We start from the raw sequence: 18,500 nt of genomic DNA on the forward strand, positions 1-18,500 counted from the left end.
TATGTATTTCTCCTCATAGAATCAAAATTCCTTCAATACATGAAAAAAGATCATTGAATCATTATAAGCAATTTATTCACAAAACTCTATAACTAATTCAAACGGAAAGGTAAAATGTGCTATATTGGAGATAAGGGGGACTAGGGATGGCGAAATACTCCAGTAAGATTAATAAAATCAGAACATTTGCACTTAGTTTGGTTTTTGTTGGCTTTCTGATCATGTATATCGGTGTGTTCTTCAAAGAATCGATCTGGCTGTCGACTTTCTTTATGCTGCTTGGCGTCTTATCGATTGGATTAAGTACAGCCGTTTACTTTTGGATTGGTATGCTTTCTACGAAGGCAGTACGTGTCGTTTGTCCAGGCTGTGAGAAAGAAACAAAAGTGCTTGGGCGTGTGGACATGTGCATGCATTGCAGGGAGCCGCTTACACTTGATCCAACATTAGAAGGTAAAGAGTTTGATGAATCCTACAATCGAAAAAAGTCATAAAAATAAGCTGACCATTTAACCGGTCAGCTTTTTTCATTAATGATTTTCTTTTTTCGCACATTCTTGACAAGTTCCATAGATCTCCAAGCGATGATGACTAACTTTAAAGCCCGTCACATGGGATGCAAGCTGTTCAACTTCATCAAGGCCAGGATAGTGAAAGTCCACGATTTTTCCGCAGTTTTCACAAATCGCATGGTAATGGTCAGATGTCGCAAAATCAAATCGGCTTGAGGAATCACCATACGTTAATTCCTTTACTAATCCAGATTCCCGGAAGACTCGTAAATTGTTGTAAACCGTTGCGACACTCATATTTGGAAATTTTCCTTCAAGTGCTTTATATATATCGTCTGCGGTTGGGTGAGTCATAGAATTTACGAGAAACTCCAAGATGGCATGGCGCTGCGGAGTAATTCGAACACCGGTTTCTTTTAGAGCATCTAAAGCGTCTTTTAGTTCGTGAGCAGCCATTTCATCATGCACCTCTCTTCAAAAATATTCTTATATTGTAATCTTTATAAATAGTGTACCCCCAGAGCCGAAACTTTGTCAATTACAATCCTCTTTTTTACCTATTCTTCCTTACAAAAAAGACCGGCATGACTGCCGATCTCATCCTGTTAGGATATTAAGCGTGAGCTTTCAATTCCTCAAGCGCTTCCTCTACGTGGTCTTTTACCTTTACTTTTCGCCATTCTTTCACAAGCGTGCCCTCTTTATTAATAAGAAACGTTGAACGCTCGATTCCCATATATTCTTTGCCAAAGTTCTTTTTCAGCTTCCATACGCCAAAGGCTTCAGACAATTTCTGTTCATCATCTACAAGGAGCAGGAACGGCAAATCATGTTTTTCTTTAAACTTTTGGTGCTTGTCCTGACTGTCTGGGCTTACGCCGATAATGACAGCATCTAGCTCTGCAAAGCTTTGATGGCGGTCGCGGAAATCACATGCTTCTGTTGTACAGCCTGGTGTCATATCTTTTGGATAGAAATAAAGGACAATATGTTTTCCTTTAAAATCAGAAAGCTTTACTTTCTCCCCATTGTCACCGGTTAATTCAATGTCAGGTACTTGCTGCCCTACTTCGATTGTCATGACACAATCCCTCCAACCTATTTTTTAATTAGCCTATCCAATTTTGAAAGGATATTCAACTAAGGACGCTTGCATCGGCATGTTAAAATAATGATAGACGACGTGATACGTTGAGATAGGAGGCTATTTATGAAATTCACAGAATCAGAAAAATTACATCAAGAGGCGCTAGAGCACATTGTTGGAGGTGTCAACAGCCCGTCTCGTTCATATAAGGCAGTAGGCGGCGGTTCACCCGTTGCGATGGAAAGAGGAGAAGGCGCTTATTTTTGGGATGTTGACGGAAACCGCTATATCGACTATCTAGCAGCATACGGTCCAATTATTACAGGACACGCCCACCCGCATATTACAAAAGCCATCACGAAAGCGGCTGAAACAGGTGTCCTTTACGGAACACCAACGAAGCATGAAGTCACTTTTGCTAAAATGCTGAAGGAAGCCATGCCTGCTTTGGACAAAGTTCGTTTTGTCAACTCAGGTACAGAAGCGGTGATGACAACGATTCGAGTGGCTCGCGCATATACAGGCAGAACAAAAATTATTAAGTTTGCCGGATGCTATCACGGCCACTCTGATCTTGTGCTAGTGGCAGCAGGCTCTGGTCCTTCCACTTTAGGAACACCTGATTCCGCGGGCGTACCAAAAAGTATCGCCAATGAAGTCATTACGGTTCCATTTAATGATATTGACAGCTATAAAGAAGCATTAGACCGTTGGGGAGATGAAGTAGCAGCTGTCCTTGTCGAACCAATTGTCGGGAACTTCGGCATCGTGGAACCTAAGGACGGTTTCCTGCAGCAGGTCAATGACCTCACACATGAAAAAGGCGCACTGGTCATTTATGATGAAGTCATTACCGCTTTCCGCTTTATGTATGGCGGTGCGCAAGACTTGCTTCAAGTAAAACCGGACCTTACTGCATTAGGAAAAATTATTGGCGGCGGACTTCCTATCGGCGCGTACGGCGGTAAAAAAGAAATTATGGAGCAAGTTGCTCCGCTTGGACCAGCCTATCAAGCTGGCACAATGGCAGGAAATCCTGCATCCATTCTTTCAGGTATTGCCTGCTTGGAAGTGTTAAAAGAAGACGGTGTTTACGAGCGTCTTGATCAGCTTGGCGCTATGTTAGAAGAAGGCATTTTAGCCCATGCCAAAAAGCATCAAGTAGATATTACTGTGAATCGCTTAAAAGGTGCTCTCACAATTTATTTCACAACAGAAACGATTGTGAACTACGAGCAGGCCGAAAATACGAATGGCGAAATGTTTGCCCGCTTCTTCAAATTAATGCTCGCGCAAGGCATTAACCTCGCTCCTTCTAAATATGAAGCTTGGTTCTTAACGATCGCACATACTGAAAAAGATATTTCTGAGACGCTGCAAGCAGTAGATCATGCATTTGCACAGCTGAAACAATCATAATGATGTCCAAAACAGGCGTAAAAACATGCGCCTGTTTTTTTATTGACCAACTCTTGTTTGTCAAAAGCGTGCGAATCTGTTACATTTCTTCTCAATACCTTCTTTAGATGTTTTCATGAACTTTCAAAAATCACTTGAATATTTCGGAAGACCGCTGTATATTACTTAGTTGTTTCATCAAAATATGAATGATAAATGACGAGTGATCATCTATTATCGAAAAGAAAGGAATGCAGGGACAAAACCAATGAAACTTGGAGCCCGTATTTTAAAAACTGGTATTGCCATTGTACTCGCGCTTTACCTGGCAACATGGCTTGGGTTGCCAACGCCCGTCTTCGCGGGAATTGCAGCTGTATTTGCTATCCAGCCATCTATTTATCGATCTTTTTTAACCATTGTTGATCAAGTGCAAGCCAATATTATTGGAGCAGCGCTTGCCATTACGTTCGGTCTGCTTTTTGGCACAGGACCAGTCATTATCGGTTTAACCGCCGTCATGGTCATCGCCATTAATTTAAAGCTGAAGATTGAACACACCATTCCGATTGCACTTGTAACCGTCATCGCGATTTTAGAAAGTGCAGGGGATCATTTCCTTTCCTTTGCCTTAATCCGAACAGCTACTGTGGTGTTAGGAGTTCTTTCTTCATTTTTAGTGAATTTAATCTTCTTGCCGCCAAAGTATGAAACAAAGCTTGTTCATCACATTATGGAAAATACGGAGGAGATTTTAAAATGGATCCGTTTGACCTCCAGACAGTCTACTGATCATTCCACTTTAAAGGATGACATCGATCAAATAAAAGAACGCATGATCAAATTAGATCACATTTACTTGTTATACAAAGAGGAAAGAAGCTATTTAAAGAAAACCACCTATGTCAAATCAAGAAAGCTTGTTTTGTTCAGGCAGGCCATTATGACATCAAATCGCGCGCTGTATTTGCTGAAAAAGCTTCATAAATTAGAAAATGAAATTCATTTGATGCCAGAGCATTTCAGGGAAAGCTTAACGGATGAAATTGATTATTTACTGTATTGGCATGAGCGCACCTTGATGAAATTCGTCGGAAAAATGAAGCCGCAGGACGATGAATTTCAAAATGAATGCTCTCTTCGCCTTGAGACGTTAACGAAATCATTTATTCAGCATCAGCAAAACCAAGAAAACGACTTACTCGATTACAACATGCTGAATGTCATGTCCAGCATCATCGAATACCGTGATGAATTAGAACATTTAGATACATTGATTACAAGCTTCCAGACGTATCACCCAAAAGATAGTGAGATTGAGACAGAAGAAAAAGAAGCATAAATAGAAAAGACCGATTCCTAGAATCGGTCTTAAATTGTTGACAAAGAGCTAAAATGATCTTGATTTAGCTCTTTGTCTTCTTTTCAGCGTGACCTGAAAACCTTTGCAGTCTAGGAAGAACGAGTACCGGAGCGGAGCGAATTGAGTATTCGTGAGCACCGGCACGCAGGACTGACACTGAATGCGAGGGTTTGCCCGCGCGCTGAGACCGATTCTGAGAATCGGTCTTATTTTATTTTCTTCATTTTAGGATCCAGTGTGTCTCTTAATCCATCCCCCATCAGGTTAAAGCCTAGAACCGTCAGCATGATTGCTATCCCTGGGAAGAATAATGTCCAAGGGGCTTGAACGAGATAAGGTCTCGCATCGGCGAGCATTTTCCCCCATTCTGGACTTGGCGCCTGTGCACCTAACCCTAAAAAGCCTAAAGCGGCTGCCTCAATAATTGCCGTTCCGATTGCTAGCGTTGCCTGTACAATGACTGGGACCATACTATTTGGCAGAATGTGACGCAGTACGATGCGGCGGTGTGACATTCCCACCGCCTTTGCTGCCAGCACGTATTCTTCTTGTTTAATACTCAGCACTTTTGAACGAACGAGCCGTCCAAAGGTTGGGACATTGATAATCGCAATGGCAATAAGGGCATTTTGTAAGGAGGGGCCTAGAATGGAGACAATAGCAATCGCTAAGAGAATGCTAGGAAAAGCAAGTAAAATATCAAACAATCTGGAGATCACAGCATCTAGCACTCTTCCTCCATAGCCAGCTATCAATCCAAGCAGTGTGCCTAAAATGACAGACCCGAGGACCGAGAAGAAGCCGACCCATAAGGAAATCCGTGCACCATGCACAACTCTTGAAAAGATATCTCTGCCAAAATCATCCGTACCAAACCAGTGTGCAGCTGAAGGAGCACTAAATCGCTCACCGAGTGATTGTTCATTGATTCCATAAGGAGCAATGAGCGGGGCAAAGATTGCTAGGATGAGAAATAAAAAGACTATTACACTGCCGATAACCGCCAGCTTGTGCTGAAAGAACTGTTTCATCGATTCAAGAATCAATGATTGAGGGCGTTCATCTTTTGGCTGAGGTGGGTCAAGCTCTTTTTGTGCTTCCATATTGTCACTCTCCCTCCTTAATATTTAATCCTTGGATCAATGACCGCATACAAGATGTCCACAATGAAATTGATCAGGACAAATATAAACGCAACGACGAGAATGCCTGTTTGAATGACTGGGTAATCACGATAACTGATGGCGTCATATATATACCGGCCAATCCCCGGCCAAGCAAAAATGGTTTCTGTTAAAATCGCTCCACCAAGCAAGAGGCCTGTCTGAAGACCAATAATCGTCAAGATCGGAATGAGCGCATTTTTCAGACCATGCTGATAAATGATGAACAATGAACGTACCCCTTTTGCTTTTGCTGTTCGAATAAAGTCTGAATGAAGCACTTCCAGCATACTTGCCCTTGTAATTCTCGCAATAATCGCAGCAGGGATTGTGGCGAGTGCTGTACTTGGTAAGATCAAATGCTTGATACTGTCAGCGAATTGATCAAACCGGCCTTGCAAAAGCGTGTCCAGTGTATGAATATACGTGATCGACTCCACTGGATTCCTTACGTCTTCTCGGCCCGTTGTCGGCAAAATACCTAATTCGATCGAGAACAGCCACTGCCCCATTAAGCCTAACCAGAAAATCGGCATGGACACTCCGATAAGTGCAATAAACATCGCGGCATAATCAAAGAAAGAATGCTTAAACCAAGCACTAATGATTCCGGCATTCACTCCCACAACAATCGCCAGCACCATGGCAAAAAAGGTCAATTCTAACGTCGCAAATAAGTAAGGCTTCATTTCCTGGGCAATAGCCGCTCCTGTTCGAATAGAAGTCCCTAAATCCCCTTTTAAAAGGCCAAGCATATAATGACCGTATTGAACATACCATGGCTGATCTAAACCGAGCTGGATCGTTAATTGTTCTACTGCCTCTTTCGTTGCCCGCTGTCCTAAGATGACCTGCGCTGGATTTCCAGGTATAAAACGAATAATTGAAAACACGACCAATGTCATTCCGATCAGTACTGGGATGAGCATTCCTGCCCGCTTCATACAATAAGCAAACAAACAGCTTTCACCGCCTTCATCTTTGTTTGAATAAGGGAGATACAAGATCTCCCTTATTTGCTTATTCGAAATACACGTCAGTTAAAGCCTCTGAGCCAGTTGGATGCGGCTGGTAGCCTTTTAAATCATTAGATGCGGTAAGCATTGGAATTGAATGCACCAATGGAATCCAAGGCGCTTCGTCATGAATGATTTCCTGCGCTTTTTTATACAGCTCATTTCGTTTCTTTTGATCTGTGTCTGTTTGCGCTTCAATGAGGATGTCATGCATTTTATCGTTTTCGAAGAATGTATAGTTGTTTCCGCCAATGCTGTCTTTGTCCAGCAGTGTGTAAATGAAATTATCAGGATCGCCATTGTCGCCTGTCCAGCCTAATAAGAACACATCTGCTTCCCCTTTACTTGCTTTATCTAAATAGGTCGCCCAGTCATATGTGACAATTTCTGCTTTGACACCGACTTTTTCAAAATTTGACTGAATGACTTCTGCTACCTTCATCCCATCTGGCATGTATGGACGTGGTACAGGCATCGCCCAAAGTTTGATGCGAAAGCCATCAGGGAAGCCCGCTTCTTTTAATAGTTCTTTCGCTTTTTCTGGATCATACGGATATGGCTCAATGTCATCATTGTAGCCTTCTAAAGCTGGCGGCAATGGATTTTTTGCGGGCTCAGCAAGTCCGCCATAAAATGACTCAATAATCGATTCTTTATCGACCGCATAATTGAGTGCCTGACGAACCAGCTTGTTATCAAGCGGCTTTCTTGTGACGGTCAGACCGATATAGCCTACGTTCATCGATGGTCTTTCAATGAGCTGGAGTGCTTTGTCGGTTTTAATGCCATCTAAATCTGACGGATTCACGCCATCCATTAAGTCGATCTCGCCTGTTTTAAGGGCATTTAAACGAGCAGAGTTTTCTGGAATGGAGCGGAAGATGATTTGATTCAGCTTTGGTTTATCCTTCTCCCAATAATCGTCATTCTTTTCTAACACGATACGGTCGTTTTGCTTCCACTCTTTAAACTTGAATGGTCCTGTCCCCACCGGATTTTCTCTAAATGAATCACCGCTTTTTTCAACGGCCGCTGGACTGGCAATGCCAAATGGTGACATGGCAATGTTTTTGAGGAATGTTGCCTGCGGACGCTTTAGCTGAAATTCAATTTCATGCTCGCCCTTGACGATGATGTCTTTAATGACATGCCCTTTATCTTTTTTATAGCCGCCAAACATGCCATAGTAAGGGAACTTTTCTGCGTCTCCATTCATCCAGCGGTCAAAGTTGAATTTCACTGCTTCTGCGTTAAAATCTGTGCCATCATGAAATTTCACACCTTCTCTTAAGTAGAACGTGTATGATTTTCCGTCCTTTGCAACATCCCAATCTGTTGCGAGGCCAGGATGGATGGTCGTGTCTTTCTCACCGTAATTCAAAAGCTTTTCAAATATATTCTCTGTGACCTTGAAGGTTTCGCCTTCTGTCGTTGTGATTGGATCTAGTGAAGTGGAATCTCCCCCTCTGCCAAATACGAGGGTGTCTTTTGTTGCTTTTTCTTCCGATGTCGGTGATGATGAGCATCCCCCTAAAAAGAGCGCCAGTGCCAGCACAAAAATGAAACTACTGAATAACCATGTCTTCTTCATTGTGTTCCTCCTTTTGATATAAATAACATGCAGCCGCATGTCCCGATTCCTTCTCATACAAAGCAGGAACTGCTTTCAGGCATTTCTCCCATCTTTTTGGACACCTTTTGTAGAAAGGACAGCCGCCGCGTTCCGCCATTGTGGTCTCTTCTGCTGCCACATCTTGCGACTCTAGTACGTGATCCATATGTGGAATGGATTTCAGAAGCAGCGACGTATAGGGATGAAGCGGGCTGTGAAACACCTCTTCGGCAGGCCCCATCTCGACAATGCGCCCAGCATACATGACGGCGATCCGGTCGCTCATATATCTGACAACCCCAAGGTCGTGAGAAATAAATAGATACGTCAGAGAAAGCGTCTTTTGTAATTCAAGCATCAAATTCAAAATTTGCGCTTGAACGGATACATCTAGAGCCGAAACTGGTTCATCGGCAATGACAAGACTTGGGTGCGTAATGAGCGCTCTAGCAATGCCAATACGCTGCCTTTGTCCGCCGCTGAATTGGTGCGCATAGCGTTCCCCGTAGGAAGGATCAAATCCAACAATGTGCAGCATCTCTTTAACCCGTTTCCGTCTTTCTGCTTTCGTCCCATGATGATGAACAATCAGCGGTTCCTCTAAAATATCTTTGATTTTCATTCTCGGATTTAAAGAAGCATAAGGATCTTGAAAGATCATTTGAATATCTTTTCTTAAGGAACGCATGTCTCGTTCTTTCAGAAGGGTGATCTCCTGCCCTTTTAATTGAATAGAGCCTGACGTCGGTTCAGTCAATCTCATTAGGCTTTTGCCAAGTGTTGATTTCCCGCAGCCTGATTCACCAACAATGCCAAGCGTTTCTCCTTCTTTCACGTGAAAGGAGACTTGATTTAAAGCCAAAGTCGATTGTTTATGTTTAGAAAAAAAAGCAGCTGTGTCATACCGTTTTGTCAGCTGATTCACTTGCAAGAGTGGGTGACTCAGTGTCTTCTCCTCCTTCCATTAGAAAACATGCCACGCGGTGATCGTGTTCAATGGATTGTAAGGCTGGATCTTTTTCAAGACATTGCGCCATTTGATATGGACAGCGTGGTGCAAATTGACAGCCGGACCGGATGGCCCCTGGCTTAGGCACATGACCTGCAATAGAGATAAGTTTTTCTTTTTTCTCTTTAAACGATGGGACTGAGGCGAAAAGACCTTTCGTGTAGGGATGCAGAGGTTTTTGAAAAATACGGTCAACGGTTCCTTCTTCTACAATTCGACCGGCATACATAATCATGACTCGCTGGCATATTTGCCGCACGACGCCTAGATCGTGGGTAATAAATAAAATAGCTGTGTCCATCTCTTCGTTCAGCTTTTTGAGCAGACGAAGGATTTGCGCTTGGATGGTGACATCAAGTGCAGTTGTCGGTTCATCAGCGATCATGAGCTTTGGGTGACAAAGCATTGCCATCGCAATCATGACACGCTGGCGCATGCCGCCTGATAATTCGTGTGGATATTTTTTCAGCAGTGATTCTGCTTGCTTCAATCCGACAGTTTGAAGCAGATCAACCGCCTTCGCTTTTGCTTCTTTTTGACCGATTGCTTGATGTGTGAAAAGGGCTTCCGTCATTTGTTTGCCGATGGTCATTAATGGGTTCAGAGAGGTCATGGGCTCTTGGAAAATCATCGAAATGTCATTTCCTCTTATCTCTCGCCACTCTTTCTCTGAAAGTGACAGCAGATTTTGCCCTTCGAAATGAATCTCGCCCGTTGTATCTGTTTGCTGATTCAGTCCCATTAATGACATGCTTGTGATACTTTTCCCGCAGCCAGATTCGCCCACAATCCCTAACGTTTCTCCTTTTTGAATTGAGAACGATATGTGATGGACGATGGGCACTTTTTGCTTTTTCTGCTGAAACGCAATGGACAGCTGTTTGACATCTAGCAGCACGTCTTGTTCTTTCACATATTCACCACCCCGTCATACTTTTTTAAATTGTATTGAGACAAGCTGGGAAATATGTCATGTTTTTGACAACATAAAAAAGCCTATCCGCTAGAATCGGATAGGCTTCTACTAATTTAATGTTTGAATGGTAAATAAATGACGATAGTGGCTGTCTCGGTTCATTAATTCTTCGTGTGTTCCTTTTTCCACAATTTCGCCTTGTTCCATGACCACAATTTGGTCAGCATGTGTAATGGTTGATAAGCGGTGTGCGACAATAAAGGTTGTGCGGTCCTTCGCCAGCTTTTGCATCGCTTCTTGAATGTAATGCTCACTTTCTAAATCAAGTGCAGACGTCGCTTCGTCTAAAATCAACAGCGGTGGATTTTTTAGAAATACCCTTGCAATGGAAATCCGCTGTTTTTGTCCGCCTGACAGCTTTACGCCCCGTTCTCCTACTTTCGTGTCATATCCTTCAGGAAGAGACATAATAAAATCATGTGCATTTGCCGCTTTTGCAGCCGACACGATTTTTTCAAAAGGTGCTTCAGGGTCACCAACCGCAATATTTTCTTTAATCGTGTCACTGAATAGGAATGTATCCTGCAGCACCATTCCGACTTGATTTCGAAGACTTCTTGCTTTGTACTCTTTTATATCAATGCCGTCAATTTCAAGTGACCCGTTTGTGACATCATAAAACCTTGGAATTAAGCTGACGAGTGTCGACTTTCCTCCACCACTCATTCCTACAAGCGCAACCGTTTGTCCTTTTTCTACTTTTAAGGAGATATTGTGCAAAATCTCTTCCTGCGTGTGTTCATAACGAAACGACACATGTTTAAACTCGACCTCTCCTTTTAAATGATTGGCTTCTTTTGCATGCGGCCGGTCTGTGACCTCATATGGCTCATCAATAAACTCAAAGATCCGATCCATTGATGCAACGGACTGGGTTAGCGTCGTGGATGAGTTAATGAGACGGCGAATCGGATTGTACATCCTGTCAATATAGCCGACAAAGGCGATCATCGTCCCAATTGAAAGCGACCCGTTAATCACGGTGTAACCCGCAAATGCAATGATTAACAGCGGCGCAATGTCGGTGATGGTATTGACGACAGCAAATGTTTTGGCATTCCAATTCGTATGGTTGATTGCTTTGTTTAAGAAATTTTTGTTTTCATCATGAAAATTCTCTTGTTCATATTCTTCAATCGCAAAGCTTCGAATGACCGGCATTCCTTGAACACGCTCGTGCAAATGCCCTTGCACTTCTGCCAGCGCCTGTGACCGCTCTTTTGTCAGCTTACGAAGCCGTCCGTAAAAATACTTTACTGCAAAAGCGTATAGCGGAAAAATAATGACAGACACGATGGTGAGCTTCAGATCCAGTGTACACATAATAGCAATCACGATTAGTACGGTCATCATATCCAGCCAAATGTTCATAAGACCTGTGATGACAAATTCCTTTGTCTGCTCCACATCGTTGATCACTCTTGAAATAATTTCTCCTGTTCTCGTGTTGGCATAGTAACGAAGACTTAGCTTTTGAATATGCGAGAACAGCTTCTCCCGAATATCAAATAATACCTTACTGCCTGTCCACTGTGCGTAGTATTGTCTATAGTATTCAACAGGCGGCCTCATCACTAAAAATAATACGAGCATGATTCCCATTATGATCAGTAGAGTTGATGTCTTTTCTTCAGGCGACCCCGAGCCTTGAATGACATCATCAATGACATACTTTAAAAGCAGAGGCAATGTTAACGGAATCGAGAATTTAATCATCCCGATGACCATTGTTAATGCAATCTGTTTTTTATACGGTGTTACAAAAGCCATGTAGCGTTTAATGACCCCCATGTAAATCTCCTTCCCAATCTATCAGTGCCTCTTATCCGTACGCAGTCAAAAACCTGTTAGCCTAAAAAGCCAAACAGGTTTTTTGATGCTCTTGCTTATTTTGTATAATGTAAAAAACGTTCATACCACATATCCACAAATTCAGGAGCAAACGGACCTTTCCGCTGGTGAATCCAATGCAGTAATGTATTCAGATGCTCTCTTAAGATACTATCGATTTCTTTTGGATAATTCATCTGCCTCTTATGATCTGCATATTCGTCCTCATCCAAAATATTGTACGTCATGTCTGGAAAGACTTTGACGTCTAAATCATAATCAATATACTTAATTGCCTCATCATCTGTCGCAAAAGGAGAGCTGATGTTGCAGTAGTAATATACCCCATCATCTCTAAGCATCCCAATTACATTAAACCATTGTTTTGCATGGAAATAGCAAATAGCCGGTTCTCTCGTCATCCAAGTACGGCCGTCGGATTCAGTCACCATTGTACGGTCGTTTGCACCAATGATACACAATTCCGTTGCTTTCAGAATGGTGGTTTCATTCCAAATCCTGTGGATCAAGCCATTGTGTTTATAGCTTTGAATTTGGATGGTTTCTCCTTCCTTGGGATAGCCCATATTTTCTCCCCTACTTTCTATAACAAACAAACCTAACAGTCCAAAGACCTAATTTCCCAACTAAACATGTCTCTATTATATTATACCGTTACATCATTAAAAAATGAAATGAAAAAGCCATTCAACCCAATTGAACGGCACACTGACTTACATCACGCTAGAACTCTTTTCCATCTGTTTATATGAGTTGATGACCTCTTCTGTCTGTTTTGTAAATAAGGTTTGCACTTTTTGCAGTTCCTCACGTTTCTGTTTGATCTGATCACAAAGACTATGCCACTCTTCTTTTTTTTCATCCTGCAGCAATTGTTTTTCTGTTTCTAAGCATAGATCGAGTTCTCCCTGCACATCGAGCAGCTGATCCATGAGCTGCATTTGTTCTTTTACAAGCTGATCGAAATCAGACATCTAACTCCTCCCTTTTCATCGAATCCACTTTTTGTCTGTATACCATTTCTTGAAAGAAGGAGGAAATCCTTTGACTGTTTATGTAGAGGTTTTACAGGTTTTGTCGGATGGTGGTGAGAGGCAAAAAGAAAAGCACTTCATTCGTATATGAAGTGCTTTCCTTTGTTTCAGTGATTAGCTGTTTTGTTGTTTGTTTTGCTCAGCTTTTTGGTTGTATTTTTTTACTTGCTGTACGTCAGTCTCACTAGCAAATTCAGTGCCGTATTGACCGCCTTGTGCAGAAGCTTGGTTTTGTTTCTTCACTTGTTGTGCGTTTGTTTTGTTTTGTTGTTGATCCATCATTATCACCTCCACGCACATTAATTTGTGCAGAAGGTGTACATCCTATTCATGATTTTTTTAAACAAGCAAAGAACGTCCGCCATCGACAATAATCGTCTGGCCTCTAATCATGTCTGCTTTGCCTGATACAAGGAATTCCACGCTGTCGACCATGTCTTTAATTTCCACCATTCGGCCGGCAGGTGTATTTTTCTTCGCATCTTCTAAAAGCTCTTCTCGGTTCGGGAAGTGCTTGAGAGCATCGGTATCGATCGCGCCGCCTGATACAGCGTTGACGACGATATTTTTTTGTGAAAGCTCCACTGAAAGGTAACGTGTCAAAGCTTCTAGTGCTGCTTTTGATACGCCGACTACTGTGTAATTTTCAAGGTAACGGATGGAGCCAAGAGAGCTAATGCTGACGATATGTCCGCCGCCGTTTTTCTCCATTAGTTTCGCCGCTTCTTGTCCGCAGAATAACAAGGCTTTCGCATTGATATTCATCGTCCAGTCCCAATGATTTTCTTCAAGGTCCATGATTGGACGCTGAACACCTGATGCCGCATTGTTTACAAATACATCTAAACGGCCAAAGGTTTCGTCAATTTGCTGAAACATGTCTTTGATTTTCTCAGGCTGGCCAACATTGGCTTTGACAACCAATGTTTTAACGCCCATCGCTTCAATTTCTTCCGCTGTTTCAAGTGCGGCTTTTTTGCTTCTCGCATAGTTAATGACAATGTCATATCCTTTTTCAGCGAGGCGAAGGGCCACTTCCTTCCCTACTCCTCTGCTACTTCCTGTAATTAATGCACATTTACGTTGACTCATTATAGTTCATCTCCTGATTTGAATAGTTTTCGTTCATTCGCTTCACACTAATAGGAAAGTTCCTATTAGGAGGTTACATTCATGTATGTCGGACGCGATTTAAGCCAGCTTGGCATGATGTCCAAGGATCAATGGAAAGATACTGAGCTTGCTTATTTTCATCATGCTTTCCAACAAATTTTACCTTATTTGAATGAAGAAGGGCAATCTAAGTATCGAGAAATCATATCAGAAATCGAAGACCGTGGGGGTCTGCACCGGAATGAAGCTGATTATACCCACGGTACAACGGTTAAATACGACTAGGCTGTTCAAGTGCCAGCTTCCAAATTTTTTGGTGTGAGACTGGCAAAGCATACGCCTCAAATTCTTCTGTTGTGACTTTTTTCAGCATCGTGTCATCAGATATAGAGGTAACTCGTCCAAAGAAAACAGAAATATTCCATATGAGGTGGGTAAATACATGCTGGATGGTGCCTTCTAGATCACCAAGCTCCGCTTGTACACCCGCCTCCTCTTTTAAGAAATCAATGAGCTGCTCTTTTTCCGTTTTTCTTCCCTTTGTTGTTTCCATGTTAGGGAATTCCCATAAATTCGCAAGGAGGCCTGTACTTGGCCGCTTATGAATATATAGGTTGCCTGCGTCATCAAATAACACCGCTGCTGCCATTGATTTCGCAGTCGGCTTTTTCTTTTTGCTTTTCACTGGGAGCTCATGCTGAACGCCTTCCTCGAATGCCGAGCAATGCATGTTCACAGGGCAAATGAGGCAGGCAGGGGATGTTGGGGTGCAAATGAGCGCACCTAGCTCCATCAGCCCTTGATTAAATTCTGACGGCTTTTCCCGGGAAATGAGCTGATCGACCGCAAATTCGAAAATATTTCTCGTTTTTGGTTTTGCAATATCATCCCATATGGACAAAATACGAGAAATGACCCTCATCACGTTGCCGTCTACAGCAGGATACGGCTTGTTATAGGCGATACTCAGCACTGCGCCGCTCGTATATGGGCCTACACCTTTAAGCTTTGAAAATTGCTCTTTCGTATCAGGGACAATGCCACCGTAGGATTCATATACTTCTTTCACAGCTGCCTGTAAATTACGCACTCTTGAGTAGTAGCCAAGACCTTCCCATGCTTTCATGACCTTTTCTTCATCAGCTAAAGCGAGATCCTTCACCGTCGGGAATTGCTCCATAAACCGGTTGAAATACGGAATGACCGTATCCACTCTCGTTTGCTGAAGCATGACTTCTGATACCCAGACGCGGTATGGATCTTGATTTTCACGCCATGGTAATGTTCGTTGTTCTTTTTCATACCAATCAATTAAATCATGCTGAAAGCCCGCAATATCTTTGCGGTCCAGCTTTTCTTGAATGTCTTTCATATCTATACTCCTTCTCATTGGACCGAGGGCTAACGTTCTGAATAGAACCTTATTTGTTGTATACTGTTTGTAGATACGTTAACATGTTACATTAAATCGGGATAAAGCAAAAGTGATTTTGCACATAGTCTTGATTGGAGACGTATACTTTGTATGATTGTTCCTAAGCATGACAACTAGGAGGTAATCAATTGGACACTGGCACTCATGTAGTAATGGGCATTTCTCTTGGGGGACTTGCACTTTTAGATCCAGCCGTCAGCGCAGATCCACATATGGCACACGCCGTGATGATTGCGACCATCGCCGGCTCCCAAGCACCAGACATTGATACTGTGCTAAAACTAAAAAATAATGCGGTTTATATAAGAAATCACCGAGGATTTACACATTCCATTCCGGCAGTACTGTTTTGGTCATTGCTGATTCCGGCTGTGATTTCCCCATTTGTGCCAGAGGCGAATTTACTTCACCTTTGGTTATGGACACTATTAGCTGTTGTGCTTCATGTGTTTGTCGATATTTTCAACGCATACGGCACGCAGGCCATTCGTCCATTTTCGAAGAAATGGGTCGCTCTTGGGATCATTAATACGTTTGATCCGTTTATCTTTTTTACACACCTTGTCGCCATTGTCGTTTGGGCGATTGGCGGTCATCCCGGCTATACGTTCATAACACTGTACGCCGTGATTTTCTGTTACTATATCGTCAGGGTGATCATGCAGCTTCAAATTAAACGTCAGCTGCGTGCACGATTCGATGAAATTGAAGAGATTATCATTTCGCCTACAATGAAGTTCAGACAATGGCGCATTGCCGTGAAATGTAAATCCTCTTTCCATGTTGGACGCAGCATGAATGGAGAGGTCGTCATTTTAGACACCTTTAACCGTGTGCCGGTCCCTGATACTGAAATTATGAAAATTGCTAAGCAAGATGAAAACATTTCAGCCTTTCTCTCCTTCTCCCCTGTCTATCGGTGGGAAGTGGATAAATACAAGGATCATTATGAGGTGCGGTTCATTGATTTGCGCTACCGCAGCAAAGGTCACTACCCTTTTGTCGCAATCTGCCATATCGACATGGACCACCAAATCAAAAATTCCTATACCGGCTGGATTTTCAGTGAAGAAAAACTGCAAAAAAAATTAAGACTCGGCTCTGTGTGAGCGAGTCTTTTTTTGTTGTGTAGGGCTTGGATTTAGGGGGATAGATATTTGAATTTATGTAATTCGCAGAAACTGTGAACTATGCACTTATGTTGAGTGTGACGACGAATTACTGCGCTATCTCGATATCCAAGACATTTCAATCCACGCACTCATGTAGAGTGCGACTATGATCACACACCGACACGTAACCTTACTATGCAATTTCAATCCACGCACTCATGTAGAGTGCGACATCGTTCGTCAAAACGCTGGAATCACTTGGGTATATTTCAATCCACGCACTCTTGTAGAGTGCGACCTGCATTTGATATAGGAGCTAAACGCAGATACTTTGAATTTCAATCCACGCACTCATGTAGAGTGCGACTGGCGGCTTCATTAAACTGCTTGCGTTTCTGCGTATTTCAATCCACGCACTCATGTAGAGTGCGACGTAGATCAGCTTGGAAGAGTTGTGCTTCCTAAAATTTCAATCCACGCACTCATGTAGAGTGCGACTGCGATTTCCGCCCTAATTATAACATTTTTCAGGTAATGATCATCAAAACCCACAAGTTTCTATATAGAATTTTGTTTTCACTCCTGAAAATATACATTTTTTCTCATTTTTGTCGAATAAAACGGTGCGAATGTTCCAGGGATTTTATGTTCACCTCACATTCGCACCGAATTTTTCTAGTCTGAAATCTATTTGAATCTTGATAATCATATTTATTATTTCAGCAACAACTTTGAATTTAATTAAATACATGACTACTGAGAGGCAGAGTTATGTTTTTCGCAATTATTAATCTACACACTCATGTAGAGTGCGACATGTTAAACAGGCAACTGCATACGAAGTCATTAATTTCAATCCACACACTCATGTAGAGTGCGACCAGGAGAGCAAAAGAGCATCTTCATTACGTTATATTTCAATCCACGCACTCATGTAGAGTGCGACATCCGATCGTGATTAACGGACTGAGTACGAAGACATTTCAATCCACGCACTCATATAGAGTGCGACGATGATAATTGGTCCACCTTTAATTTTCCTGCTGTATTTCAATCCACGCACTCATATAGAGTGCGACTCCGACCTTTAATTCAAACAAGGCAAGCGGCATATTTCAATCCACGCACTCATATAGAGTGCGACAAAAAAATTTGGATACATTGATCCCTTAGTATGATTTCAATCCACGCACTCATATAGAGTGCGACTGCGATTTTCGCCCTAATTATAACATTTTTTAGGTAATGATCGTCAAAACCCTCAATTTTCTATATAGAATTTTGTTTTCACTCCTAAAAAATATACATTTTTTCTCATTTTTGTCGAATGAATAGGTGCGAATGTTCCAAGGATTTTATGTTCACCTCACATTCGCACCGAATTTTTCTTAGTATGAAATCTATTGAAACTTGTTAATCATACTTATTTATATTTCAGCAACAATTGAATTCAATTAGATACATGACTACTGAGGCAGGAGGCAGAGTTATGTTTATCCATCCACTCATGTAGAGTGCGACAACATCGCATCTACAATCGAAAAAACGATCAAGAAATTTCAATCCACGCACTCATGTAGAGTGCGACGCGACGATGGGGAAATTACGTGAAATAGCGCATAAATTTCAATCCACGCACTCATGTAGAGTGCGACGGTTACGCTACCGTTTGAGGACGGTAAGAAGGCATTTCAATCCACGCACTCATGTAGAGTGCGACAGCGATTTCTGCCCTAATTATAACATTTTTTAGGTAATGATAGCCAAAACCCTCAATTTTCTATATGGAATTTTGTTTTCACCTCTAAATAATATACAT

Annotated in this window: 17 protein-coding genes, 1 pseudogene and 2 CRISPR repeat arrays; of the genes and pseudogenes, 5 read left to right on the forward strand and 13 right to left on the reverse strand. The window is 42.2% G+C overall.

Features of this window, described 5'->3' with window-relative positions:
* Window positions 1-146: 146 nt before the first annotated feature.
* Entirely contained in the window at window positions 147-494 is a 348-nt protein-coding gene (locus tag V6Z54_RS03140) for a YgzB family protein (protein WP_047203845.1), read from the forward strand.
* 36 nt (window positions 495-530) lie between these two features.
* Here V6Z54_RS03140 and perR read toward each other — a convergent pair whose 3' ends face one another.
* Together perR and bcp are read right to left on the reverse strand one after the other, a co-directional pair.
* A complete protein-coding gene (gene perR, locus V6Z54_RS03145; protein WP_012009347.1) occupies window positions 531-968 on the reverse strand; it encodes a peroxide-responsive transcriptional repressor PerR in 438 nt (145 codons plus the stop codon).
* Between the two features lie 157 nt (window positions 969-1,125).
* Window positions 1,126-1,593, reverse strand: a complete 468-nt coding sequence (gene bcp, locus V6Z54_RS03150; RefSeq protein WP_024425791.1) for a thioredoxin-dependent thiol peroxidase — start codon at window positions 1,591-1,593, stop codon at window positions 1,126-1,128.
* A gap of 129 nt (window positions 1,594-1,722) precedes the next feature.
* On the opposite strand from bcp, the gene V6Z54_RS03155 reads away from it, so the two are divergent.
* A complete protein-coding gene (locus V6Z54_RS03155; RefSeq protein WP_305960736.1) occupies window positions 1,723-3,018 on the forward strand; it encodes a glutamate-1-semialdehyde 2,1-aminomutase in 1,296 nt (431 codons plus the stop codon).
* 247 nt (window positions 3,019-3,265) lie between these two features.
* A complete protein-coding gene (locus tag V6Z54_RS03160; RefSeq protein ID WP_024425203.1) occupies window positions 3,266-4,339 on the forward strand; it encodes an aromatic acid exporter family protein in 1,074 nt (357 codons plus the stop codon).
* Window positions 4,340-4,566: 227 nt separating this feature from the next.
* Here the strand turns inward: V6Z54_RS03160 and V6Z54_RS03165 are convergent, their stop codons facing one another.
* The 10 genes and pseudogenes from V6Z54_RS03165 to fabL form a co-directional block, all read right to left on the reverse strand.
* Window positions 4,567-5,463: an ABC transporter permease gene (locus V6Z54_RS03165; RefSeq protein ID WP_048240058.1), complete on the reverse strand. Its 897-nt coding sequence runs from the start codon at window positions 5,461-5,463 to the stop codon at window positions 4,567-4,569.
* Window positions 5,464-5,480: 17 nt separating this feature from the next.
* Window positions 5,481-6,482, reverse strand: a complete 1,002-nt coding sequence (locus tag V6Z54_RS03170) for an ABC transporter permease (RefSeq protein ID WP_073978608.1) — start codon at window positions 6,480-6,482, stop codon at window positions 5,481-5,483.
* Window positions 6,483-6,543: 61 nt separating this feature from the next.
* Entirely contained in the window at window positions 6,544-8,130 is a 1,587-nt protein-coding gene (locus V6Z54_RS03175) for an ABC transporter substrate-binding protein (protein WP_073978510.1), read from the reverse strand.
* Window positions 8,105-9,082, reverse strand: coding sequence for an ABC transporter ATP-binding protein (locus tag V6Z54_RS03180; protein WP_080772273.1), 978 nt, complete (start codon window positions 9,080-9,082; stop codon window positions 8,105-8,107). The genes V6Z54_RS03175 and V6Z54_RS03180 overlap by 26 nt, the downstream gene beginning before the upstream one ends.
* Window positions 9,051-10,073 (reverse strand): ABC transporter ATP-binding protein, encoded by a 1,023-nt coding sequence (locus V6Z54_RS03185; RefSeq protein WP_338527683.1) that lies wholly within the window; start codon window positions 10,071-10,073, stop codon window positions 9,051-9,053. The genes V6Z54_RS03180 and V6Z54_RS03185 overlap by 32 nt, the downstream gene beginning before the upstream one ends.
* A 111-nt stretch (window positions 10,074-10,184) precedes the next feature.
* The gene (locus tag V6Z54_RS03190; protein WP_338527684.1) at window positions 10,185-11,927 is read right to left on the reverse strand and encodes an ABC transporter ATP-binding protein; all 1,743 of its coding nucleotides are present in this window, start codon (window positions 11,925-11,927) and stop codon (window positions 10,185-10,187) included.
* A 95-nt stretch (window positions 11,928-12,022) separates the two neighbouring features.
* Window positions 12,023-12,553, reverse strand: a complete 531-nt coding sequence (locus tag V6Z54_RS03195) for a DUF402 domain-containing protein (protein ID WP_024425209.1) — start codon at window positions 12,551-12,553, stop codon at window positions 12,023-12,025.
* A gap of 147 nt (window positions 12,554-12,700) precedes the next feature.
* Window positions 12,701-12,961 carry a YgaB family protein gene (locus V6Z54_RS03200; RefSeq protein WP_075611059.1) on the reverse strand — a complete coding sequence of 87 codons (261 nt, stop codon included), beginning with the start codon at window positions 12,959-12,961 and terminating at the stop codon, window positions 12,701-12,703.
* Window positions 12,962-13,135: 174 nt separating this feature from the next.
* Window positions 13,136-13,285, reverse strand: a pseudogene (locus V6Z54_RS03205) (gamma-type small acid-soluble spore protein); the annotation flags it as partial.
* Window positions 13,286-13,360: 75 nt separating this feature from the next.
* On the reverse strand, window positions 13,361-14,113 hold the full coding sequence (fabL, locus tag V6Z54_RS03210; protein WP_024425211.1) for an enoyl-[acyl-carrier-protein] reductase FabL: 753 nt from the start codon (window positions 14,111-14,113) through the stop codon (window positions 13,361-13,363).
* 81 nt (window positions 14,114-14,194) lie between these two features.
* On the opposite strand from fabL, the gene V6Z54_RS03215 reads away from it, so the two are divergent.
* The gene (locus V6Z54_RS03215; RefSeq protein ID WP_003217808.1) at window positions 14,195-14,419 is read left to right on the forward strand and encodes a hypothetical protein; all 225 of its coding nucleotides are present in this window, start codon (window positions 14,195-14,197) and stop codon (window positions 14,417-14,419) included.
* Here the strand turns inward: V6Z54_RS03215 and mutY are convergent.
* Window positions 14,406-15,506, reverse strand: coding sequence for an A/G-specific adenine glycosylase (gene mutY, locus V6Z54_RS03220; RefSeq protein WP_338527685.1), 1,101 nt, complete (start codon window positions 15,504-15,506; stop codon window positions 14,406-14,408). The genes V6Z54_RS03215 and mutY overlap by 14 nt on opposite strands.
* 191 nt (window positions 15,507-15,697) lie before the next feature.
* On the opposite strand from mutY, the gene V6Z54_RS03225 reads away from it, so the two are divergent.
* Window positions 15,698-16,678, forward strand: a complete 981-nt coding sequence (locus tag V6Z54_RS03225) for a metal-dependent hydrolase (RefSeq protein ID WP_338527686.1) — start codon at window positions 15,698-15,700, stop codon at window positions 16,676-16,678.
* A gap of 71 nt (window positions 16,679-16,749) precedes the next feature.
* Window positions 16,750-17,179: direct repeats of the CRISPR family, unit length 32 nt; unit sequence ATTTCAATCCACGCACTCATGTAGAGTGCGAC.
* A gap of 299 nt (window positions 17,180-17,478) precedes the next feature.
* A CRISPR array of direct repeats spans window positions 17,479-17,890; the repeat unit is 19 nt; unit sequence CACTCATATAGAGTGCGAC.
* Window positions 17,891-18,500 lie beyond the last annotated feature (610 nt).

The organism is Bacillus sp. MAG717A, assembly GCF_036884855.1.
In the GTDB taxonomy this organism is placed as follows: domain Bacteria; phylum Bacillota; class Bacilli; order Bacillales; family Bacillaceae; genus Bacillus; species Bacillus safensis.